The following is a 22500-nucleotide window of genomic DNA, read 5'->3' as shown; positions in this document are numbered from 1 at the left end:
AGTGTCTACCGGATCACCACAACAGCACCCGAGTGTCCGTCTCCTCCGGAGGTTCGGGATCGTCGCCGTCCGGTGGCTCGGGGTCGTCGTCCGGACTGTTCGGCGGGGGCACCGACCGCAGGTGCCGGGGCTCGCGACCGGTCACGATCCACCCGCGATCCACGTACGGCTGCCGCCGCGGTGATTCCGGATCGCCTCGGCCAACCCGGAGACCGGCACCAGCGCACCGCTCGCCAACTCGTCGAGGCGATCCCTGTCCTGGACATCGGCCATCGTGGGTAGCTCGGCCAGCGCAGCGAGCAGTGCGCATCCCACCGACCATGGCTCTGCGGCAAGGCCCGCGATCGCGTTTCGAAGCGCTCCGCCCACCTCGTCGGCCAGTGCAGCGACCCGGGATTCGTCATAAGGCTCGAGGCGGGCATCGCACACGGCGGACCCAGGCTGTTGGCGGGTCCGCAACCAACCCTCGTTGACCAACTGCTCGCGGACTGCGGAGATCGCTTCGTGCTCGTCGCCGGCGATCAGCTGCGTCCAGGTCGCGCGGTTGTGCACTCCAATCTGAGCGAACGCCGCACGCAAGATCGGGTTGTCCGGGCTGGCGGCTCTGGCCGGGACCGCCCAACCGGCACGCTCCGTCAGAAATCCCCGCAGATGGAGTTCGGTCAACATCGCAGCACGGAGCGCGAAACTGAAGAGCGTGGGGTCGTAACCGTCGAATCGACGGCTTTTCGGATCGAAAGCCAGCAGAAACAGCTGCCCGTGAAGGGTCGGAGGCACCTGCGAGAACTCAGCCGGCGGACCGCCGATGTTCTCCATGCCCCCTCCTCGCTCCCCGGATCCAACTCTGAACTACCCAGCACGAGAGAACATGCGTAGGCGACTACTCAATTTTTTCCCCGAGCGCCGTCGGGTGGAGTGGGACAATGGACACACCGACGACGAAGAGAAGACCGGATGACTCTGACCCACATCGAACAGCGGTCAGCACCGACCGAACACGTTGCGGTGCGGTGCGTGGATTCCGACGTCCACCCGGTACCGCGCCGCGGCGTACTGATCGACTACATCCCTGAACCCTGGCGCACGAAGTACTTCCTCTCCCACCCCATCGGTGAGCAGATCTATTACGACGCGCCCGATTACGCGCACGCCTACGCGATGCGTACCGATACGTTCCCGCCCGACGGCGAGTTCGCCGGCAGCGACCCTGACCTGGCCTTCCGTCAGCTGGTCATGGAGGCCGGCGCCGACATCTGCATTTTGGAGCCGCTGGCTCCCGGTGGACGGCTGCCCGAGGCATCGCACGCGTCAGCCATCGCGACCAATCGCTGGCTCGACGAACACTGGCTGGACAGCCGCAACAACTGGCACCAGCGCTGGCGCGGATCGATCACGGTGGCGATCGAAGATCCCGACGGCGCGGCCCGGGAGATCGAGCACTGGGCGGGACACCCGTTCATGTCCCAGATCTTGATCAAGGCCGAACCGCGCCCGGCGTGGGGGCATCCGCAGTACGACCCGGTGTGGAAGGCCGCCACCGAACACGACATCACGGTCAGCTGTCATCTGGGCCGGGGCAAGTTCGAGACCCTGCCGATCCCGCCGGTCGGCTTCCCCAGCTACAACCACGACTTCATGGTCACCTATTCACTGCTGGCCGCCAACCAGGTCATGAGCTTGATCTTCGACGGCGTCTTCGACCGCTACCCGACGTTGCGGATCGTGTTCGTCGAGCATGCGTTCAACTGGATCCTGCCGTTGATGTGGCGCATGGACGCCATCTACGAAGCCCGCAAATCCTGGGTCGACATCAAGCGCAAGCCGAGTGAATACGTCAAGGACCACATCAAATTCACCACCCAGCCGCTGGATTATCCCGAGGACAAGACCGAACTGCTGCGGGCCTTCGAGTGGATGGAATGCGAGAAGATCCTGCTGTTCTCCTCCGACTACCCGCACTGGACCTACGACGACCCGCGCTGGCTGGTCAAACACCTGCCCGAGCAGGCCCGCGACGCAGTCATGTGGCGCAACGGTGTCGAAACCTACAAGCTGCCTACGACGGTTCCAGTACTGGAGGGTCAGACGCGGGTGTTCTGACGGCGCGGGCGCGCCTGGTGCGAACCAGCCCGGCCACTCCAAGCACCGCGAGCACCCCGGCCGCGGTGATCAGCAGCCAGGTCAGCAGCATCAGCGGCGGGTCGAAAGCCGCCGACGTGGTCGACGGCTGACCGTCGGCGATCGGTGCCACCACGACCACGCTGCGGGCGGCCAGTCCGGTCACCACGGCGCCGGCTATGGCCAGCGCGGCCACGATCAGCTGGATGACGTGCCTCATGAGGCGTCCGCCGTCTTGCCCTCGACCAGCTCGTTGAGCGCGGCGCGAAGGGCGCGGTGGTTGCGCGCCCAGGCTTGCGCGGTGCGTTTCCCGGTGAGCTCGACGCCGATCCCGGTCCGGCCGCGGGGCACCCCGGACAACTCACCGAGCGCACGCGAGGTTTGCCACTTCTCCAGTAGCTCTTTGGATTTCGCCGAGTGTTCGGCCGGCGGGAACACCCGCACGATGTGAATCAGCTTTGTGACCTCCGTGCCCTGACGCAAGGCATCGCGGGTCAGCTCCACGCTGGTGTGGATGCGGGCGGCCTTGACCTGGATGGCCAGGAAGCCGGTCACGAGAACCAGGAAGATCAGCGGCACGACCGGCTGGAATCCCACCCCGCCCTTGATCTGGATCAGCAGCATCGCGATCGCCGATGCCGGGCCGGCCAGCAGCCAGTACCAGCTGGCGCCGGTTTCGACGAACAGCGGTGGCTCGGGCTGCTCGAGCAGCTGATCCTCAGACATCGGACTTCGGCGCTTCGGTGGACCAGCCGGCCGCCGCAGGACGGCTCAACAGCATCGCGCCCACGATCAGGGGCAAGACCGACAGCAGCGCCAGGATGTGGACAACGCCGAGCGCGGCGACAACACACACCAGGACGACGACGGTCAACGTCAGCGCCAGCGTCGCACGGCGGAAGCGGGCGTCACCGTTCTTGCGGACCTGCCCGGCGAGGAACGCGATCGCCGCGCCGGCGAGAACGCAAACGATTCCGGCTCCGCGGAAGATCGCGGGGATGCTCGCGGTCACCGCGACCAGCCCACCGCCCATGAGCATCACAGCACCCACTACGAGCAGCCAGAACGCGGTGGTCAGGGCGCGCGGCCGGGGTTCGGTTGCGGTCATGGTCGGGCCAGCCTATCGGTTCACTTGGTGAAGAACCCCTGCGCGTCCGGCCGGTGCAGCAGGAAGGCGCCGCCGACAATGAGCACCGAGCCGATGATTCCGGTGACCGCGAAGATCAGGGCTTGCACCGTGTCCCGGTCGGTGCTGAACAGGCTGGCCGCGGTGTAGATGACGCTGGCCAGCCCACCGCCGGTCAGGACCGTGCGGGTCCAGCGATACCCGGACCGCATCAAGAACAGGAACGTCACCACCACGGCCGATACCGTGACCGCGAACAGCACGGTGATCCCGATGACGAAGTACGACGAATGCTTGCTCGCGGTGAAGTAGGCGTCGGCGAGATAGCCGATGACCATCAGCGGCAGGGCGACCAGCCACAGCCAGAATCCGGTGTCGACGTCGGCTGGGCGCGTAGGAGCCCCGGACGGCGGTTGTTGGGTCACGCCAGCCAGCCCGCGACGTCGGCAGCCCAGTAGGTCAACACCACGTCGGCGCCGGCGCGCCGGATGCTGGTCAGCGACTCCAGCGCGGCCGCCCGGCCGTCGATCCATCCGTTGGCCGCCGCGGCGCTGATCATCGAGTACTCCCCTGACACCTGGTAGGCGGCCACCGGAACCGGCGAGACGTCGGCGGCCGCGCGTACCACGTCCAGATAGGCCATGGCCGGCTTGACCATGATGATGTCGGCCCCCTCGTCGAGGTCAAGAGCGATCTCGCGCAACGCTTCCCGGGCGTTGCCGCTGTCCTGCTGATAGGTACGCCGGTCGCCCTGGAGGCTGGAGGCCACCGCGTCGCGGAACGGGCCGTAGAACGCGGAGGCGAATTTGGCTGCGTACGCCAGGATCAGCACGTCGGTGAATCCGGCCGCATCCAGCCCATCGCGGATGGCCGCCACCTGGCCGTCCATCATGCCGCTCGGACCCACCACGTGGGCACCTGATTCTGCTTGTGCCACAGCCAGTTTGACGTATTGCATGTTCGTGGCGTCATTGTCCACCCTGCCGCGGGCGTCGAGCACACCGCAGTGCCCGTGGTCGGTGAACTCGTCGAGACAGGTGTCGGCCATCAGCACGGTGTCGTCACCGAGGTCTTTGGCGAGGTCACGTAGGGCGACGTTGAGTATTCCGTCGGGATCCACACCGCAGGAACCCAGGGCATCCTTGTCCGAGTCACGCGGAACCCCGAACAGCATCAATCCGCCGACTCCGGCGGCCACGGCCTGTTCCGCCGCGCGGCGCAACGAGTCGCGGGTGTGCTGATGCACCCCCGGCATGGAAGGTATGGGCCGGGATTCCGATATCCCGTCGGCGACGAACATCGGGAGCACCAGATGCCTTGGTTCCAAGGTTGTTTCGGCCACCAACCGGCGCAGCGCCGGGGTGGAGCGCAACCGGCGGGGGCGCTGTCTCGGGAAGCCCGGCAATGTCACGCCTTCTCCCCGGTTAGCGGCGTCGGCTCTTCTTGCGCGGCGGCGGCAAAGCGCCCTCGGCCCGCAACCGGGCGGCGTGCTCGGCGAGCGCGTCGACCAGCGGTCCGACCGCGGCCGTCTCCGGCTGGACGTCGACCCGCAACCCGAACTCCGCGGCTGTCTCGGCGGTCTTGGGCCCGATGCACGCCACGATGGTGCGAGCGTGCGGCTTACCGGCGATACCGACCAGGTTGCGCACCGTCGAGCTGGAGGTGAAGCACACCGCGTCGAACCCGCCGGTCTTGATCATCTCGCGGGTCTCGGCCGGCGGCGGTGCCGCGCGCACGGTGCGGTAGGCGGTGACGTCCTCGATTTCCCAGCCACGGTCGCGCAGACCTTCGGCCAGGGTCTCGGTGGCGATGTCGGCGCGCGGCAGCAGCACCCGGTTGACCGGGTCGAAAATGCTGTCGTACTCCGGGAATTCGTCGAGCAGACCGAGTGAGGACTGCTCACCGGCGGGCACCAGCTCGGGGCTCACACCGAAGGCGCGTACCCGGTCGGCGGTCGATTCGCCCACGCAGGCGATCTTCACACCGGAGAACGCCCGGGCATCCAAGCCGAACTCGCCGAACTTCTCCCACACCGCACGCACCGCATTGGTGGAGGTGAAGACCACCCACTGGTAGCGACCGTCCACCAAACCCTTGACGGCCCTTTCCATTTGGGCCGGGCTGCGCGGCGGTTCGACGGCGATGGTCGGCACCTCGACGGGCAGCGCCCCGTGGCCGACCAGCCGGTCACTCATCTCGCCTGCCTGATCCTTGGTGCGCGGCACCAGCACGGTCCAGCCGTACAGCGCCCGGCTCTCCCACCAGTTCAGCTTGGCGCGATGCGCCACGGTCTTGCCGATAGTGGCCACCAGGGTGCCGGTCAGCGGGCCGGCCGGATCACTGTTGCAGGCCAGGGTGGCGCGATCGGTGAGGCCGTGCAGGGTTGTCTCGACCGAACGCTGGCCACACGTGGTGCCGTTGGAGGTCACCACGCAGGGGGTGCTTTCGGCCAAGCCGTACTCGATCAGGGTGCGTGCGGCCTCCGGCAGGTGCGAGGCGCTCGCGGTGAGGATCAGTGGACCGGGTGCGGCGGCCAGTGCCGCCCAGTCGACCTCGCCACGCACGTCGGCAACGGTGTGCGCCGAGCCCAGCGGCAGACCCGCATAGGTCGGGACTGCGCTGGTGGCCGGCAGGCCGGGAACGATCTCGAATTCGGCGTGGGCCTTGGCGACGGCGTTGACCTCGGTGATGACCGAATCGATCGACAGCGGGTCACCGGCGACCAGGCGCACCACGTCGAAGCCGGCCTTGGCCTCATGGACCAGCGTCTTGGCCACCTCGGCCGGGTCGCCGAGCGCGGGGCGGATGTCCGGGCCGACCGAGACGACCGGCGGTGCGGTCTCGTCGTGGCCCTCGGCGGGTGAGCCGTCCGGCGCCGGCGCCGGGCCGACTGCCGGGGGCAGTTCGGTGCCGACCACGTTCAGGACGGCCGGCGGCACGTCGGGGTCGGTGAACACCAGCGCGGCGTTGGCCAACACGGTGCGGGCTCGCGTCGTCAAGAGGTTGGGGTCGCCCGGACCCGAGCCGACGAACGTGATGTGTCCCGGCTTCGCCTTGCGTCCCCGACCGCTCATGTGACCAGTCATCGCTTCACTCCCGCTCTACTCCACGGTCATTGCGGAGTCTGTGCCGACATGACTTCGCGCGCACCCAGCTCGAACAACTCCGCGGCGACCGAGAGCCCCAGCTCTGCGGACCGGCCGGGCGTGCCGATACCGGACGCACGAATCACGTCGGATCCGTCTGCTGCCGCCACGCATGCGCGTAGTGACAGCTCCTCGAAGACGCGACCGTCGTCATCGATGGATTCGACCACCTCGGCGATCGCGCCCACCGGTGCGGAACAGCCCGCCTCCAGTTCAGCCAACAGGGTTCGCTCCGCGGTGACCGCGGCGCGGGTGTCGGGATCATCGAGTGATCCCAACAGCGCCGCGAGCTCGGTATCGCCCGCGCGGCACTCGACCGCCAGCGCACCTTGGGCCGGCGCTGGCAACATCTGCACCGGCTCCAGCGTCTCGGTGACATCGCCGAGTCGCCCGAGGCGGGCCAGGCCCGCCCGGGCAACCACGATGGCGTCGAGATCACCACTGCTTACCCTGTTCAACCTGGTATCTAGGTTGCCTCGTAGGGGGCGGATTTCCAAACCGAGACCCAGTGCTCTAAGCTGCGCAGCCCGTCGCACGGAGCTCGTGCCGATCACCGAGCCCGCAGGCAACTCCCCCAAAACCATCCCGTCGCGGGCCACCAACGCGTCGCGGGCGTCCTCCCGGCGGGGGATCGCCGCGATGGTGAACCGGTCGTCGAATGCCGTCGGCAAATCCTTGTACGAGTGCACGGCCATGTCGACGCGGCCGTCGGCGATGGCTTCACGCAGGGCGGCGGTGAAGACCCCGACCCCGATTTCGGCGACGGGCGCCTCCGATCGGTCACCCTCGGTGCTGACGATGACCAGCTCGGCGCGGTGCCCGCGCTCGATCAATTCGTCTCTAATGGTCCCGGCCTGCGTGGTCGCCAGCAGACTGCCCCGGGTACCGATCCGGATCACCGCGTCGTTACTGCCGGCCAACCGTGCTACCCGGTACCGTCGGCTCGGCGCTGATCGAATTCCGGTGCCAGCAGGGGCAATTCACCTGCGGCCACGGCATCGACGGCCTGTGGATCGAGTTCGAAGAGTTCCCGCAACGCCTCGGCGTAGCTGTCCCCGCCGGGCGCGCTGGCCAGCTGCTTGACCCGCACCGTCGGGGCGTGCAGCAGCTTGTCGACCACCCGGCGCACGGTGCGGGCGACCTCGTCACGCTGGGCCTCGTCCAGGCCGGGCAGCCGGTTGTCCAGCCGCAGCAGTTCGGACTCGACCACATCGGCGGCGCGCTGGCGCAATGCGGTCACTGTCGGCGTGACTTCCGACATCCGCTGACCGGTCAGATAGCTGGCAACCTCGGCGGCGACGATCTGGCGGGCGGCTTCGGCATCGGTGGCCGCGGCCCGCGCCGATGGCTCGCGCTGCACCCGGTCCATGTCGATCACGGTCACACCGGGCAGTCCGGCCACGGCGGCGTCGACGTCGCGAGGCATCCCCAGGTCACAGAGCACAAGCGGCGGGGCGGTCTCGTCGCGACGGACGCTGGCCAGCGCGTGGTGCACATCAGCCAGCGTGACCACCGGACGGACCGCGCCGGTACAGCTGACCACCACATCCGCAGCGGCCAGCGCGGCCGGCAGCTCCTCGAGGCTCAGCGCCCGTGCCGTCGCGCCCTGGGCGCGGATGTTCTCGGCCAACCGCTCCGCACGCGGCAGGGACCGGTTCACGACGTCGATGTGGGTGATACCGGCCCGCAACAGGTGCGCGACCGACAGCCCGCCCATCGATCCGGCGCCGACGACGGCGGCGGTGCGACCGGCCAAGCCGTCCAACCGGGAGGCGGCGATGTCCAGTGCGACGGACACCACGCTGGCGCCGGCGGCGTCGATCGCGGTCTCGGAGTGCACCCGCTTGCCCACCGAGAGCGCGCGCTGGGACAGGTCGTGCAGGATGCGGCCGACGGTCTTGTTGGCCTCGGCGGTGGCGTATGCGCGGCGGACCTGGCCGAGTACCTGCTGTTCGCCGATCACCGCGCTGTCCAGGCCGCTGGCTACCGCAAACAGGTGCTCGACGGCGGCCTCGGCGTAGCGGACGTAGGCGTATTTGGTCAGATCGCCCATCGACATGCCGGAGTGCTCGGCCAGCACCTGGCCGATGGCCGACAGGCCGCCGTGGAAGGCGTCGACCACCGCGTAGACCTCGACACGGTTGCAGGTGGACAGCACCATCGCCTCGGTCACCAGCGACGACTGCAGCAGCTGGTCGATGATCTTGAGCTGGTCCGACTCATCGGTGGACAGTTGCTCGAGAACCGACACGGGAGCGCTGCGATGCGACACTCCGAACAGCAGCACGCTCACGGCACGATCACCTGGCCCGCTCCCTCGCTGTGACGGAATGCTCCGTTAGTGAAACTTACTTCCACGGTAAACGCTGCGCAGGCGGCTGGCCAAATTCCGCCGGTGTTCACCGCTGGGACAGGTCGGCGCGAAGCCGCTCGACGTCGACATCCCAGTAGCTGTGCTCGCGGCCGTCGAGCAGGACAACCGGCAGCCGGTCGCCGAATTCGGCCCGTAAAGCGTTGTCCCCCCCGGCCGCAGCCGCATCGACGTCGGTGGCCGTCAGCTCGAAATCCAGCTCGGCGGCCAGCTCGGCCAGGCGTTGGTACACCTGTTGGCAGATGGTGCACCCGGCCCGGGTCAACAGCTCGACGTGTGCGCGGCTCACCTGATCCAGTGTCGCAGTTAGGGTTGTCCCATGGGTTCTGGGGACCACGACCAGGAGCTTGCAGGCGATGCCAGCGCCGCGCGGGCCGTCGACGAGTTGGTCGCCGAGCAAGCCAGTGCTGTGGCACGCGATGCCAGCATGGCCGCGCATCGTGAGCCGGGGCCGCAGGCCGCCGAGCCGAGCCTGCCACCGCCCGCCGACCTCACCGCCGCCGCGTTCTTCGACGTGGACAACACCCTCGTGCAGGGCTCGTCGCTGGTGCACTTCGGCCGCGGCCTGGCCGCGCGCAAGTACTTCACCTACGGCGACATGGCCAAATTCATCTACGCACAGGCCAAGTTCCAGCTGACCGGGCGGGAGAACAGCGATGACGTCGCCGAGGGCCGGCGCAAGGCGCTGGCGTTCATCGAGGGACGGTCGACCGCCGAGCTGATCGCCGCGGGCGAGGAAATCTACGACGAGATCATCGCCGACAAGATCTGGCCCGGTACCCGCGCGCTGGCGCAGATGCACCTCGACGCCGGCCAGCAGGTGTGGCTGGTCACGGCGACGCCCTTCGAGCTGGCCGACACGATCGCCCGCCGGCTGGGCTTCACCGGCGCGCTGGGTACGGTCGCGGAGTCGGAGAACGGGGTGTTCACCGGCCGCCTGGTGGGCGACATCCTGCACGGCGTCGGCAAGGCGCATGCGGTGCGCCAGCTGGCCGTTCGCGAAGGGCTGAACCTCAGGCGCTGCACCGCCTACTCCGACAGCTACAACGACGTTCCGATGCTGTCGCTGGTGGGCACCGCGGTCGCGATCAACCCGGATGCCGACCTGCGCGAGCTGGCCCGCGAGCGCGGCTGGGAAATCCGCGACTTCCGCACCGCGCGCAAGGCGGCGCGCATCGGGGTGCCCTCGGCGCTGGCGCTGGGAGCGGTCGGCGGCGCGCTCGCGGCAGCGGTGTCCCGTCGGCGCTGATTCACAGGCGCCGGAATAGCCGCTGATAGGCTCCCCGGGTGTCAATCGCCAGCGACATCATCGGAACCCACTACCGCTATCCGGACTATTACCTGGTCGGCCGGGAGAAAATCCGCGAGTACGCCAAGGCGATTCAGTCCGACAATCCGCTGCATTTCAGCGAGGAGGCGGCCAGGGCCGCCGGTTACCCCGATGTGGTGGCACCGCTGACCTTCATCGCGATCCCGGGACGGCAGGTGCAGCTCGACATCTTCCGCAACTTCGATGTCGGCATCAATATCGCCCGCGTCATTCATCGCGATCAGAAGATCAAATATCACCGCCGGATCGTGGCGGGCGACAAATTGTTCTTCGATTCCTGGCTGGATTCAGTGGTCGAATCGCACGGCACGGTGATCAGCGAATTGCGCAGCGAAGTCACCGACGAAGAGGGCAAACCGGTGATGACGACCGTCGTGACCATGATCGGTGAAGCCGGCGCCGAGGAGACCAACGCTCAGGTCGCGGCAATTGCCGCGGCAGCGATGGGCCGGCAAACCTAAAGCTTTTTCGTCGGCTCCGAGCAGACCTACGGCCGCTCAGCCGAAGAACATGTTGCGGCGCTTGGTCAGCAACTGGTACAGCGTCTGCTGGATGGTCTCCCGCACCTGGTCGGTGAGATCGAAGGTGATCATCGGGTCGTCGGCCGCGGCCTCGTCGTAGCTCGCCGTCTCGATCGGCTTGCCGAAAGCGATGTGCCACTTGGACGGAAGCGGGATGAGCCCGGCCGGGCCGGCCAGCGGGAACAGCGGCGTGATCGGGAAGTACGGCAGTCCGAGCACCCGCGCCAAGAGCTTGACGTCGGCGATCATCGGATAGATCTCCTCGGACCCGACGATCGAACACGGGATGATGGGCGCCTTGGTGCGAAGTGCCGCGGAGACGAACCCGCCACGACCGAAGCGCTGCAGCTTGTACCGGTCCCGGAAGGGCTTGCCCAAACCCTTGTATCCCTCGGGGAAGACGGCGGTCAGTTCGCCGCCCGCCAGCAGGCGATGGGCGTCGGTGGTGCACGCCATCGTGTGCCCGGCCTTGCGCGCGATGGGTCCGAGCACCGGCATGTCGAAGACCATGTCCGCGGCCAGCAACCGCACATCCCGGTTCGCCGGGTGATGGTCGTGTACCGCCACCGACAACATCATCCCGTCGATCGGCAACGTTCCGGCGTGATTGGCCACCACCAGTCCGGCGCCCTTTTTCGGCAGATTCTCGATGCCACTGACCTCGACCCGGAACCAATTCTTGAAAAACACCCGCAGCAAAGGCATGACGACGGCGTCGTTGAACATCGGGTCGAAGCCGAATTCGTCGACCGAATAGTCACCGGTGAATCGCTTGGTGACGTAATCGGCGACTGCCGAAATACGTTGCGCCAGTTCATTGGGAGCCTCATCGATGGGCCCCATTCCACTGGCTCCGCGGCGCGAATCGATTTCCCGGACGACGGCGGCGATCTCCTCCGCCGAGGCGCGAGTACCGGGATCGGACAGCAGCGAGGGATGTCGGCGCGCGGCTTCGGCACGCTGCGCGGCGCGGCGAGCGGCCGCAACCCGACTCGTATTCGAGTGCAGCGGAATCACTTTCGCTTTTGATTCACCCGGCACTTCTTACCTTCTCCCCACCATCGGTCTCAGCCGCCCCACCGCTGCGCAACGGCGACCGCGCGACTCTCCACAGATCGTACCCATTTCGGATCGATGATCGGGGTCAATCCTCGGCCGCGCACGTAGTCGTCGAATGCCTCCATCGTCGTCCATTTCGGCGTAAAGCCCAACTCGGAGCGCATCCTGGTGGTGTCCATGACGCGGCCGTAATTTAACCAGTCCATCTGGTCACGGTTGAGGTCGGAGGTCCGGCCTGCCCTGCGCAACGAATACAGTGCCCAAACCGCGGAATTCGGCAGTGGAATCGCAACTCGCCCGGACCGCCGGATTGCCTGCGACATCATGATCACGCCGTCGGCGCCGATGTTGAAGGTGCCCGATTTGCCCGCCATCGTGGCCCGCTCCAGCGCGCCGAGCGCATCCTGCTCATGCAGCAGCTGCAGCCGCGCATCGTGGCCGAGCACCGTGGCCACCAGAGGTCCGGCCAGATAACGCGAGAGCGCGGTATCCATCCCCGGGCCGATCATGTTGGCCAGCCGCAGGATGGTGACCGCGATGTCGGGCCTGCGCCGGCCCAGGCCGCGCGCATAGCCCTCGATGTCGATGCTGTCGCGGGCGAAACCCTCCGCGGGCGGACGGCGGCTGCTGCTGTCCTCGGTGAAGGCCACCGGATCGTGCGGATGGGAGCCATAGACCTCGGAGGTCGACTTGAGGATCACCCGTCGCACCGACGGCGCCTTCTGACAGGCGGCGAACAACTGCATGGCGCCCATGACGTTGATTTCCTTCAACGTTGCGCGCCCACCAGAGCGCGGAGCGTAGGAGGCTGCGGCCGCATGCACCACGGTGTCGACCTCGCCGTTGCGAATCACCTTGGCGATGAACGGATTTCGAATGTCAGCGCGGACGAACTCGGCGCGGCCCATCCGGCGCAGCAGGTCCTTGCTGGGCGCGACGGCGTCCACGGCGATGACCTTGTTGATCAACGGGTTCTGCGCCAGGCGCGCGGTGAGGTACCCACCGAGGAACCTGCACGCCCCGGTGACCAGCACGACCTTCGGGTAATGCGGAGCTTCGTTGTCGATACCGCCGGAAGACATCTTCAACAGCCTATCGGCTCATCCGAAACCCGGCACGGCTCGACGGCGGCCGAGCCAGACCGGGTTGCGACGACTACTTGCCGAGTTTTCTGCGCTGGACCCGGGTACGACGCAGCAGCTTGCGGTGCTTCTTCTTCGACATGCGCTTACGCCGCTTCTTGATGACTGAACCCATGAAAATCCGCTACCTAAATCCTCGCAGTGCCTGCACCAGAGCAGGCTTCTTGTGTCCCGGACACCTTACCTAAGCAGGCATGCGGAACGGAAAACGACCTGTTGCCGACCAGCTGGTCACCCAGCGATGAGCGCCTGCGCGACGACCGATCAGCCGGCGTCGAAGTACGACGTCTCCAGCAGGTCGTGGACGGCCTTGGCATGCACCCGGAACGACCGGCCCACCCGCACAGCGGGCAACTCGCCGTTGTGCACCAGGCGGTAGACCGTCATCTTGCTGACGCGCATCAGCGCGGCGACTTCGGCGACGGTGAGAAATTGAGCTCGAGCGGCGGGCGGGCTGTCGGCGCCGCCGGCATCACGCGCCGATTTTCCAGCCGAATCCCGCGCCGATGGCCCGTTCATAGACGTCATCGCAACCCAATCCGTCAGGCACGGGCAGTTCCAGCGGCTTCCCCACCGCTGGCACCCAGCCGTGCATACACGAGGAGAATAGCGTGGCGGATGGGGTTACTGCGACGGGTGTGGGTCAATCCATCAGAAATTTCTTGAACTACTCTGATGTAATTCCTAGCTGCTCAGAGCGGGTTTTTGCGGCGTCGACGGCGGCCGCCACAGCCGCACGCACCCCACCAATCTCGAGTTCCCGCAGGCCAGCGGCAGTGGTGCCGCCCGGGGACGTGACCATCGCCCGCAGCCGGGCCGGAGAGGTGTCCAGCCCGGCGTCTTCGCCGGCCGCGCGCTGGCCGTCGAGGCGTTCCAGCAGCATCGCCGCTGATCCGGCCATGGTCTGCACGGCGAGGTCGGTCGCGACCGCCCTGCCGAGCCCGTTGGCGACCGCCGCGTCGACCAACGCTTCGACGAACAGGAAGAAGTAGGCGGGACCCGACCCGGAGACGGCCGTGACGGCGTCCAGCTGGCTCTCCGGGACGGTCAACACGTCGCCGACGCATCGGAACACCGCCGCGACGTCAGCGAGCTGCTCAGCGGTGGCGAACCGGCCCGCGGCCATGGCGCTGACGCCTGCACCCACCAGAGCCGGCGTATTGGGCATCACCCGGATCACCGGCGACCCGGCGGGCAGTCGCGCTTCGTAGAAGCCGATCGTCACTCCCGCGGCAACGGTCACGAAGACCTGCTCGATGGTGTCGCTGTCGGCCCGGGCAGCAGCCTCGGCGATCTCCGCGACGACGGTCTCGGCATCGCCCGGCTTCACCGCGACGATCACGAATGCCGCGGTCTCGACCGCCTCGGACACCGAAGCGAGCTGAACCGAGTACTTCTCCCCCAAATAGCGGGCACGCTCCGGCATGCGCTCGGAGATCACGAGATCCTTGACCTGCCGGCCCGCTCGAAGCAGTCCCGCAAGGATCGCCTCGCCCATGCTCCCGCCGCCGATGATCGCGATTCTGGCCATGCGGGGAACCCTAGCGGGGCGACGATGCGTGCCGCTTTGCGGCACGAACGACCCCAGCGATTTCGGCGCGCGTTCGTTCGCCCGGCGGCGGGTTGCGCGCCGAAATCATTCGCTGGGCACCAACGCCAGTTGGCGGGTCTGCACGACGATCCGCCCGGCGCTGTCGACCACGGTGTGGTCCTCGTCGAACCAGTCCTGGCCGATCTGCGCCGTCGTGCACGCCACCCGCAGCCATCCGTCGTCGGGCATGCCCCTCAGGTATGCCGTCATCTGCACCGTCGGGGCCCAGCCGCGGCGGCCGACGGCGTAGCAGGCCGGAACCGAGATGTCGCCGCACATCAGCGCGAACAGCACGTCAACCGGGCCGTCCTTGGGCCGCACCCAGATCTTGTACACCGGCGCGCCGGCCTCGGTGCGCGTCTCGTCGAGGTCAGGCCGAATATCGCAGCCGCGGGCCAGGTTGTTGATCGCCGCCGCCGGATGGCCGGGACCGATCGGCTCGATGTGCGCGGGCGGCTCGGCGCTCATCAGCGGTGTCACCGGGTTGGCCGACAGCAGGGGCTCGACGTGGTGCTCGGGATCACCGAGGGTGACGACGGTCCGCACGCAGGTCCGCTCGCCCTGGGTCAGCGCGACGTCGACCAGACCGATCCGGCGGCCACGCTTCTGCACGGTCGTGATCAGTCGTACCGATCCGGGATCGGGCGCGGACAGAAAGTCCGCCGACACCGCCACCGGCTCGGCTGTGTTCATTTCCCGGTCGCTTCGATCCAGGCCGCCGGACTGCTGCGCGTACGCCGCCCGGGCGGCGTTGGCGCACAGTGCCAGCATCACCCCACCGTGGATCTTGGGCCCAATTGTCCAGTGCTCGTTGAGGTTTGCCTCGAAGCCACCGTCGACAGGGTGCAGCGTCATCGCGTCAGCGAACCGGGGATACATCAATCCTTTCTCAGACAACAGGTGTGCGCACCGCGGTAGTCACCGCAGCAGATGGGTGCGCGCGAACTGAAGCGACTCGACCAGGAGCGCCTCGCGCTCTGCCTTGGTGCGGGCACCCGAGGTGGTGACCTCCAGGATCACATGCCCGGTGAAGTCACTCGCGGCCAGCCTCTGGCAGACCTCGACCGTCGGCTGGGTTCCCCGGCCCGGCACCAGATGTTCGTCGGTGGATGCACCGTTGCCGTCACACAGGTGCAGGTGCACCAGGCCGTCGCCCATCCGCTCGGCCATGTCCAGGGCATCGGTGCCCGCCGTGGCGGTGTGCGACAGGTCCAGCGTGTAGTGCGCATGGTTGCCGTCCAGCGGATCGTAGGACGGCGCGAACGCCGAAATACCGACACCGGGTCGGCCGCCACGTTTGCGCATCCGCTCGATCGACGGGTCTCCAGAGCCGAAGAACCGGTCGGCCCGGAACGGGAACATGTTCTCCACTGCCACCAGAACGTCGCTGCGGCTTTCCAATTCAGCCACCTGCTCACTGAACCCCTCGGCGTAGCGGCGCTGCCACCGGAACGGCGGGTGGACCACGACGGTCTGTGCGCCGAGCCGCTCGGCGGCCTGCACGCTTCGGGTCAGCTTCGGTATGGGATTGGCTCCCCACACCCGCTGTGAGATCAACAAACACGGCGCGTGCACCGACAACACCGGCACGTCGTACCGACGAGACAGCTTGGCGATGGCGCCGATGTCCTGGCTCACGGTTTCCGCCCAAACCATGAGTTCAACTCCGTCGTAACCCAATTCGGCCGCGTACTCGAAAGCCGCCTCGGTCCTCAGTGGATAGACCGAGGCCGTCGACAGACCGACCTTGATGGCTGGGCGCACTGACGAATCAGGTCGACTGCAGCAGCGCCAGCGGTCCGAGTGTCACCAGCGCGCCGACCGCCACGGCGATCAGCGTGCTGGCGATGTCCTCGGTCTTGCGGACGATTCGGACGGCCACCACCAAACCGAGGATGACCAACACCGACAGCACCAGTGCGACGATGTTGTTCCACCGCCACAGTTGGTCGAACGCGATGAACAGCCCGGCACCGAATGCGACGGCGAGGATCGACTGGCCCACCACCAGCAGCCCGCGCCACAACGCGGCGAGCTTGCCCTCGCGCGGATAGTCCTCGGCTTCGGTCTGGCTCGCCCCCGCGTCGCCGTCGCGCTCATCGACCGTCACGCCGCCGCGGGCGATGTCGTCGGCCACGGTGCCGCCGCCGAACAGGGTGCCGGCCGAGGATCGCAGATAGGACTGCAGCTCGGCGGCTTCGTCGACCTGCTCGTCGGCGCCCAGGTCCAGCACGGGTGCCGATTCGTCGACCGGGTCGAAGGTCATGTGCTCGGCGTCGGAGTCCGCGTCAACGTCGGACTTGAAATCGGGCCGGCGCAGCGGACGGGGGTCGTAGCTGCGTTCCGGGCCCACCTCGCGACGCGGAAGCGGGCTCTCCGAGCGCGGGGGAGGTCCATCGAACGGCCGCTCCGGCCCTTCGTCCTCGTGCTCGACCTGCTCGTCCTCGACCAGCTCTGTTGCGGCGGCCGAGCCGTTGGTGGCGGCGACCGGCGGCTCAGGGGCCTCGGCCGGTTCTTCCGTTTCCGGTTCCTCGGTGACCTCGACGTCGCGTACGACGGGAATCTCGCCGGTCCGGATGATCGGGATCTCGCCGGTCAGTTCGGCGACAGTCACCGCATCGCTGTTGCCGCGTCGGCGGCGGCGGCGGCCTCCGACCGGCGGTGAGCCGATCGTTCCGTTCTTGGCGAGCAGCTCGGCCACCGAAATCGGCCGGCTGTTCTCGCTGTCGTCTGGTGCTGTCATCGTGTGCCTCTCGATCGGGCAGTCGACCGATCAAAATTCTTGCTTCCAGCATCCCCCACGGCGGTTTCCACCAGGGCGGTTCCGTCAGCTTCACTATCGAGTCGGCGCAGGATGAGACCCTCGCGCAGTGCCCACGGACATATGTCTACGGATTCCAATGACAGTGCTCGCATGCTTGCCTCCGCCACCAGAGCACCGGCCACGATCTGTGGCGCCCGCTCGGCACTGACTCCCTCCAACTCGGCACGATCTGTCGTGGTCATCCTAGAGATGAAAGATATGAGTTGCCTCAGGCCGTTGGCAGTCAGCGTTCGCTTGACCCTGGGCCCGGCAGCCGATGGGGCCGCACCGGTGAGGCGGGCCAGCGATCGGAACGTCTTGGATGTCGCCACTGCGAGGTCCGGCACGCCGGCTTCCAGGACGAACGTGCTGGCCTCGGCCAGCTCGTTGTCCAGCCAGTCGCGCAGCATCGCGACCCGGCGCCGGCCGGGCGGATCGTCGGGAAGCCACTCGCGGGTGAGCCGCCCGGCGCCCAGTGGCAGGGACAGCGCCACCTCGGGCGCCTCGTCGACGCCGTTGGACAGCTCCAGGGAGCCGCCACCGATGTCGAGGTTGATGATCCGGCCCGCGCTCCAGCCGTACCAGCGGCGCACCGCGAGAAAGGTCAGCCGAGACTCGTTGGCACCGGACAGCACCTGTAACTTCACGCCGGTCTCGGCGAGCACGCGGGCCAAGACGTCCTCGGAGTTCTTGGCGTCACGGACCGCCGAGGTGGCGAACGCCATCAGATCGGCGCAGCCCGAGCTGGCGGCGATCTTGGCGAATTCGTCGATGGTGTCGATCAGCTTGTCCGCACCGCGGCGGGTGAGCTTGCCGGAGTCGTCGATCGCCTCGGCGAGCCGAAGCGAGGCCTTGGTCGAGCTCATCGGAGTTGGATGCCCGCCGCGGTGGGCATCGACCACCAGCAGATGAACCGTGTTGCTGCCCACGTCGAGCACGCCTAATCGCACGTCAACAAAACTAGCCTGCGACACCTGCCCGGCACTTGCGACATGGGGCAAATGCCCACCGAGAAGGTGGCGCGCAGGTGGACTACGGTTGGGCGCTGTGACGCATGGGCACCCTGGCGAGGTTGACTTGGACTTCCCCCGCGAGTGGGTGGAGTTCTACGACCCGGACAATCCCGAGCACCTGATCGCCGCGGATCTGACTTGGCTGCTGTCGAATTGGACCTGCGTGTTCGGCACGCCCGCCTGCAAGGGCACCGTCGAAGGCCGCCCGGACGACGGTTGCTGTTCGCACGGGGCGTTCCTGTCCGACGACGACGACCGCGCCAATCTCGACGACGCCGTCAAGCACCTGACCGACGAGGATTGGCAGTTCCGGGACAAGGGGCTGGGCCGTAAGGGCTACCTCGAGTTGGACGAGTACGACGACAAACCCAGCCTGCGCACGCGCAAATACAAGGGCGCCTGCATCTTCCTCAACCGCCCGGGCTTCCCGGCCGGCATCGGCTGCGCGCTGCACACCAAGGCGCTCAAGCTCGGGGTCGAGCCGCTGACGATGAAGCCCGAGGTGTGCTGGCAACTCCCCATCCGGCGCGTCCAGGAATGGATCACCCGACCGGACGGCACCGAGATCTTGAAATCCACCATCACCGAATACGACCGGCGCGGCTGGGGCGAGGGCGGTGCCGATCTGCACTGGTACTGCACCGGTGATCCCGCCGCCCACGTGGGGGCCAAGCAGGTGTGGCAGTCCTACGCCCCTGAGCTCACCGAGCTGCTCGGCGAGAAGGCGTACTCGGAGCTGGCCGCGATGTGCCGGCGACGGGCAGGTTTCCCGCTGATCGCCATCCACCCGGCGACCAGGGCCGCGCAGTGACGCAGCCGGTGGCCTAACCCGGCCTGCGCACCGGCGGCAGCGCCCGCAGGAACCGCTCGGCGACCTCGTCCCACGACGCTCCCTCGACAAGGCTCTCGGCGCCGGCTTTGCCCATCGATGCCGCCAGTTCGGCATCGGTGAGCAGCCGGATGACGGCTCCGGCGAGCGCAGCCGGATCCTCGGGAGCGACCAGCAGACCGGAGACCTCGTCGCGGACGACCGCGGGGATGTCGCCGACCCGCGTCGCGACCACGGGTCGGCCCATGGTGAAGGCGAGGTGCGCGACGCCCGATTGCGAGCTGCGCTTGTACGGCAGGACCACGCAGCGGGCCCGTGCGAAACAGTCGGCCACCTCGGGCACCGGCACGTAGCCGGTCCGCAGGCTGACACCGGGCAGAGCGGCAACTTGCGCACGCAGTGCCACCTCGTCGATATCGGCGCTCAGTGCGCCTGCGATGACCAGCTCGGCGGCGGGCACCCGCGCCCGCACCGACGGCCACGCCTCGCACAGTGTGTCGATGCCCTTGTAGGCGGTTATCGTGCCGAACGAAAGTGCCACCGGCTCAGTTGTTTCCGCACCGGGGAGGGCGTCCCGGGCGAAGATGCCCTCGTCGCCGTGCGGAATGACGTGCACAGGCGCCGAGATCGGCCAGGTTTCGACGAGCACGTCCTTGGCGGATTCGCCAAGCACGAACACGGTGTCGAGGTCGGCGTAGGCCGGGGCCAGTGCGCGTGCAGTGGCGCTCGAAGTCTTGTACATGCCTTGGTGCCCAGGCTGTTCGACCAGCGGACGGGGCTCGTGGGCCACCAGCGCGAGCACCGCCTTCGGGAGGAGTCGTCGCGCGACCCGAACCCCCCACCCGTCGATCGGGAATCGCCATGCCGACCACACGATGACATCGGGACGGACTCGCGCCAGGTACGCCCACAGCACGATCCATGCGGCGGTGTGTTGTCCGGCGCGCACCACACGCCGCGCCTTGCGCCACCACGCCGGCGCATCCGCACCGGCGGTCGGATGCCATGTCGGCAGAATGCTGCGAACCCGGCAGTTCGGTTCCCGGGAGTCCAATTCCGGTGACGGACCGGTGACCAGGTCGACGCTCATGCCGGCGCGGGCCAGTGCCTCACCCAGTTGAAGCGCGAACTGGTACAGCCCGCCGGACGGCGGAAACTCCACCAGCACGATGCGACGCTGAATACCGTTGCCGCTGATCACCTTTTCGTACAGTGCGCGAAGCTTCGACACCCAGACGTCCGAGCTGAACAGGGTCTCGTAGCGCTCGCGAGCGGCCCGGCTGATCGCGGCCAGCGCTTGGGCATCGGTTCCGATCGTGGTTGCCATCTGCACGATGCCGGCACTGAGCGCGGACGGCTCCCCCGGCGCAACCAGAACTCCGCACCCTGGTCCGACGATGTCAGGAATACCGCCGACCCGTGTCGCGACGATCGGCCGACCGCCGGCCAGCGCGGCGATCAGCGACGTCGGCAGCGCGTCCTCCAGCGACGGCTGGACCACGAAGTCGGATGCGGCGATCAGATCGGCGATATCGCTGCGGAATCCCAGAAGCCGAATCCGTTTCTTCAGAACCGGATCGGTGTCGACCGCGGAGCGAATCTCCTCGAAGAGCGGACCGTCACCGGCCATCGCAACGATCACCGGGCTGTCGGCGGGCAGCAGACGCACCGCGTCGAGCAGGTCGGCATGGCCCTTCTCCGGACGCATCAGGCTCGCGCTCAGCGCCAGCACACCGTCGTCGGGCACCCCGAGTTCGGCGCGAACCTGTTCCCGGTCACGGGTGGCCTGTGGTTCGACGATGCCGTTGGGCAGCAGCACGATCGGCGCTGCCGCGCCGGCATAGTGGGCATACCAACTTTGTTGGGCACTGGACAGTGCGATCACCGCACGGGACAGGAATCTTCGGCCCACCAGCGCCACCTTGACGCGCAGCCGATGCATACGCGACGTCGCGATGTCGATCACATGCAGAGTCGATACCGACGGCACCCCGACCAGACGCGCGGCCAGACCGCCGACCAGGTCGGCGTGCTTGAGGTGGGTGTGCACGATGTCGACGCGTTCGTCGCGGAACAGTTTGGCCAGCCGGGCGGTCGCGGTCACATCGTAACGGCCCGAATGCATTTCGTGGACGATGGCACCCTGTTCGCGCAGCAGCGGTACGACGCGGTTGTCGACACCGTCGTCGGACACCGCATCGGACAGCCCGACGACGATCAGCCGCATCCCGGCGGACGGTGCCGCGCGAGCCAGCTCGACGAGCACCGCTTCGGCGCCGCCGGCGCCGAGAGAGTGGATCACATGAGCAACAGTCAGCGGTGCCGGATTGTCAGGGGTGCCCATCGATGACCTCCCGGTAGAGCGCTTCCAGCCGGGCTATCCACGTTCGCATCGAGTACTTCTCCTCGGCCTGCGCCCGGCCGGCCGCGCCGAATCGTGCTGCCAGGTCAGGGTTTCCGATGACTTCCACCAGCGCTGCGGTCAGCGCGGGCACGTCGCGCAACGGAACCAGTCGGCCGGTGACCCCGTCGACGACGATCTCGCGGGTACCGCCGGCATCGGAGGCAACGACCGGCAGACCGCATGCGCCGGCCTCGATGAGCGCGGTCGGCAGGGCTTCGTCGACGGATGACGACACCACCCCGTCGACGGTGCGCAAGATGTCGGGGACATCCTCACGACGACCGAGGAGCTGAATCGAATCCTCCAGCCCCGCATCGGCAACTGCCCGCTCGATGTCACCCCGACTCGGACCGTCACCGATGATCAGCAGTGTCGCGCCGGGATAAACCTCGACAACCCCGCCCCAGGCGCGGATGAGGTCCACATGGTTCTTGTCCGGGCGCAGCGCCGCGACCATCGCCCAGACCGGCCGGTCCGTCGAACGCGGCCCGCCCCGTGCGCTATAGCGCGTGATGTTCACCCCGTTGGGGATCGCCCGCCACGTGGACCGGGCCGGGCCGTGCCGGCGAGCATACTGATCGAACGCATGTTGAGAGACCAGCACCAGTCGGCCCAGGCGGGCCGGTATCCGCACCGACATCCGTTCCTTGAGCCACTCTCCGCGGCTGCTGTGGGGCTGCGGACTCAGATGCAGGGTCGCGACCACCGGCTTGCCCACCAGTCGCGCGGCCAGGGGGACCAGGATCGCCGAGTAGCCCAGATGCGCATGGACGACGTCGACATCGGCATTCCGCAGGGTGCGCACGAGCCGGAGAAAACCTCTGAAATCCAACAGCTTCCGCACCGAAATGTACGTCGGGTTCAGGCGCGCGTCGGCGAGCCTGCCGAACAGCGCATTGCGCCCGCTGGTCTCCGGTGCGAGGCTGGCAACCGACACCTGCAGCGCCAGGGGTTCGAACCGGCCGAGTTCGGCGATCAGATTCTCAGCACCGCCGAAGTTGTACGAATCCAGAATCATCAGCACCCTTAAGGGCGATCGCTTGCTGT

The 22500-nt window shown here is 67.6% G+C and carries 26 protein-coding genes; 4 read left to right on the top strand and 22 right to left on the bottom strand.

The genetic code is table 11. From position 1 onward, the window contains the following. Positions 1 to 13 precede the first annotated feature (13 nt). On the bottom strand, positions 14 to 145 hold the full coding sequence (locus AB431_RS31395; RefSeq protein ID WP_255353527.1) for a hypothetical protein: 132 nt from the start codon (positions 143 to 145) through the stop codon (positions 14 to 16). Then, positions 142 to 816: a GPP34 family phosphoprotein gene (locus tag AB431_RS29410; protein WP_052960183.1), complete on the bottom strand. Its 675-nt coding sequence runs from the start codon at positions 814 to 816 to the stop codon at positions 142 to 144. The genes AB431_RS31395 and AB431_RS29410 overlap by 4 nt, the downstream gene beginning before the upstream one ends. 138 nt (positions 817 to 954) lie before the next feature. Between AB431_RS29410 and AB431_RS03940 the strand changes: the two genes are divergently transcribed. Beyond that, a complete protein-coding gene (locus AB431_RS03940; protein WP_047328841.1) occupies positions 955 to 2100 on the top strand; it encodes an amidohydrolase family protein in 1146 nt (381 codons plus the stop codon). Here AB431_RS03940 and AB431_RS03935 read toward each other — a convergent pair. The 9 genes from AB431_RS03935 to AB431_RS03895 all read right to left on the bottom strand — a co-directional run bounded on the left by AB431_RS03935 (position 2057) and on the right by AB431_RS03895 (position 9050). After that, a complete protein-coding gene (locus AB431_RS03935) occupies positions 2057 to 2338 on the bottom strand; it encodes a hypothetical protein (RefSeq protein ID WP_047328840.1) in 282 nt (93 codons plus the stop codon). The two genes, AB431_RS03940 and AB431_RS03935, sit on opposite strands and share 44 nt — an antisense overlap. Continuing rightward, entirely contained in the window at positions 2335 to 2844 is a 510-nt protein-coding gene (locus tag AB431_RS03930; protein WP_047328839.1) for a hypothetical protein, read from the bottom strand. Before AB431_RS03930 ends, AB431_RS03935 begins: the two co-directional genes overlap by 4 nt. After that, positions 2837 to 3226 (bottom strand): hypothetical protein, encoded by a 390-nt coding sequence (locus AB431_RS03925; protein WP_047328838.1) that lies wholly within the window; start codon positions 3224 to 3226, stop codon positions 2837 to 2839. Before AB431_RS03925 ends, AB431_RS03930 begins: the two co-directional genes overlap by 8 nt. Positions 3227 to 3246: 20 nt before the next feature. After that, positions 3247 to 3669 carry a hypothetical protein gene (locus tag AB431_RS03920; protein ID WP_047328837.1) on the bottom strand — a complete coding sequence of 141 codons (423 nt, stop codon included), beginning with the start codon at positions 3667 to 3669 and terminating at the stop codon, positions 3247 to 3249. Further along, positions 3666 to 4655 carry a porphobilinogen synthase gene (hemB, locus tag AB431_RS03915; protein ID WP_082135540.1) on the bottom strand — a complete coding sequence of 330 codons (990 nt, stop codon included), beginning with the start codon at positions 4653 to 4655 and terminating at the stop codon, positions 3666 to 3668. Before hemB ends, AB431_RS03920 begins: the two co-directional genes overlap by 4 nt. Before the next feature lie 13 nt (positions 4656 to 4668). Continuing rightward, positions 4669 to 6318: a bifunctional uroporphyrinogen-III C-methyltransferase/uroporphyrinogen-III synthase gene (locus AB431_RS03910; protein WP_047328836.1), complete on the bottom strand. Its 1650-nt coding sequence runs from the start codon at positions 6316 to 6318 to the stop codon at positions 4669 to 4671. A 38-nt stretch (positions 6319 to 6356) separates the two neighbouring features. Further along, positions 6357 to 7289 carry a hydroxymethylbilane synthase gene (hemC, locus tag AB431_RS03905; RefSeq protein WP_047333057.1) on the bottom strand — a complete coding sequence of 311 codons (933 nt, stop codon included), beginning with the start codon at positions 7287 to 7289 and terminating at the stop codon, positions 6357 to 6359. A 26-nt stretch (positions 7290 to 7315) separates the two neighbouring features. After that, complete coding sequence (locus tag AB431_RS03900; protein ID WP_047328835.1) at positions 7316 to 8683, bottom strand: glutamyl-tRNA reductase; 1368 nt, start codon at positions 8681 to 8683, stop codon at positions 7316 to 7318. 106 nt (positions 8684 to 8789) lie between these two features. Further along, positions 8790 to 9050: a glutaredoxin family protein gene (locus AB431_RS03895; RefSeq protein ID WP_047328834.1), complete on the bottom strand. Its 261-nt coding sequence runs from the start codon at positions 9048 to 9050 to the stop codon at positions 8790 to 8792. A 30-nt stretch (positions 9051 to 9080) separates the two neighbouring features. On the opposite strand from AB431_RS03895, the gene AB431_RS03890 reads away from it, so the two are divergent. Next, a complete protein-coding gene (locus AB431_RS03890; RefSeq protein ID WP_047328833.1) occupies positions 9081 to 10010 on the top strand; it encodes an HAD family phosphatase in 930 nt (309 codons plus the stop codon). Between the two features lie 38 nt (positions 10011 to 10048). Then, entirely contained in the window at positions 10049 to 10552 is a 504-nt protein-coding gene (locus tag AB431_RS03885) for a MaoC family dehydratase N-terminal domain-containing protein (protein ID WP_047328832.1), read from the top strand. Positions 10553 to 10588: 36 nt separating this feature from the next. Here the strand turns inward: AB431_RS03885 and AB431_RS03880 are convergent, their stop codons facing one another. The 9 genes from AB431_RS03880 to AB431_RS03845 all read right to left on the bottom strand — a co-directional run bounded on the left by AB431_RS03880 (position 10589) and on the right by AB431_RS03845 (position 18157). Then, complete coding sequence (locus AB431_RS03880) at positions 10589 to 11653, bottom strand: lysophospholipid acyltransferase family protein (protein ID WP_047328831.1); 1065 nt, start codon at positions 11651 to 11653, stop codon at positions 10589 to 10591. Between the two features lie 26 nt (positions 11654 to 11679). Continuing rightward, positions 11680 to 12753 carry an SDR family oxidoreductase gene (locus AB431_RS03875; protein WP_047328830.1) on the bottom strand — a complete coding sequence of 358 codons (1074 nt, stop codon included), beginning with the start codon at positions 12751 to 12753 and terminating at the stop codon, positions 11680 to 11682. A 73-nt stretch (positions 12754 to 12826) separates the two neighbouring features. Continuing rightward, positions 12827 to 12928, bottom strand: coding sequence for a 30S ribosomal protein bS22 (locus AB431_RS29800; RefSeq protein WP_003402602.1), 102 nt, complete (start codon positions 12926 to 12928; stop codon positions 12827 to 12829). Positions 12929 to 13077: 149 nt separating this feature from the next. Continuing rightward, entirely contained in the window at positions 13078 to 13341 is a 264-nt protein-coding gene (locus AB431_RS03870; protein ID WP_036422530.1) for a helix-turn-helix domain-containing protein, read from the bottom strand. Positions 13342 to 13480: 139 nt separating this feature from the next. Further along, on the bottom strand, positions 13481 to 14344 hold the full coding sequence (gene proC / locus AB431_RS03865; protein WP_047328829.1) for a pyrroline-5-carboxylate reductase: 864 nt from the start codon (positions 14342 to 14344) through the stop codon (positions 13481 to 13483). 105 nt (positions 14345 to 14449) lie between these two features. Continuing rightward, positions 14450 to 15259: a thioesterase family protein gene (locus tag AB431_RS03860; RefSeq protein WP_235435817.1), complete on the bottom strand. Its 810-nt coding sequence runs from the start codon at positions 15257 to 15259 to the stop codon at positions 14450 to 14452. A gap of 63 nt (positions 15260 to 15322) precedes the next feature. Next, the gene (locus tag AB431_RS03855) at positions 15323 to 16168 is read right to left on the bottom strand and encodes a sugar phosphate isomerase/epimerase (protein WP_047328827.1); all 846 of its coding nucleotides are present in this window, start codon (positions 16166 to 16168) and stop codon (positions 15323 to 15325) included. Between the two features lie 7 nt (positions 16169 to 16175). Next, positions 16176 to 17147, bottom strand: a complete 972-nt coding sequence (locus AB431_RS03850) for a hypothetical protein (RefSeq protein ID WP_047328826.1) — start codon at positions 17145 to 17147, stop codon at positions 16176 to 16178. After that, complete coding sequence (locus tag AB431_RS03845) at positions 17144 to 18157, bottom strand: Ppx/GppA phosphatase family protein (protein WP_047328825.1); 1014 nt, start codon at positions 18155 to 18157, stop codon at positions 17144 to 17146. The genes AB431_RS03850 and AB431_RS03845 overlap by 4 nt, the downstream gene beginning before the upstream one ends. Before the next feature lie 97 nt (positions 18158 to 18254). Between AB431_RS03845 and AB431_RS03840 the strand changes: the two genes are divergently transcribed. Then, positions 18255 to 19031, top strand: a complete 777-nt coding sequence (locus tag AB431_RS03840; protein ID WP_047328824.1) for a hypothetical protein — start codon at positions 18255 to 18257, stop codon at positions 19029 to 19031. Between the two features lie 13 nt (positions 19032 to 19044). Here the strand turns inward: AB431_RS03840 and AB431_RS29405 are convergent, their stop codons facing one another. Further along, complete coding sequence (locus AB431_RS29405; RefSeq protein ID WP_052960182.1) at positions 19045 to 21393, bottom strand: glycosyltransferase; 2349 nt, start codon at positions 21391 to 21393, stop codon at positions 19045 to 19047. Continuing rightward, complete coding sequence (locus tag AB431_RS03830) at positions 21380 to 22471, bottom strand: glycosyltransferase (RefSeq protein WP_235435816.1); 1092 nt, start codon at positions 22469 to 22471, stop codon at positions 21380 to 21382. Before AB431_RS03830 ends, AB431_RS29405 begins: the two co-directional genes overlap by 14 nt. Positions 22472 to 22500: the final 29 nt, after the last annotated feature.

This window comes from Mycobacterium sp. EPa45 (assembly GCF_001021385.1).
Lineage (GTDB): Bacteria > Actinomycetota > Actinomycetes > Mycobacteriales > Mycobacteriaceae > Mycobacterium.
This window is presented reverse-complemented; position numbering and strand designations above follow the sequence as displayed.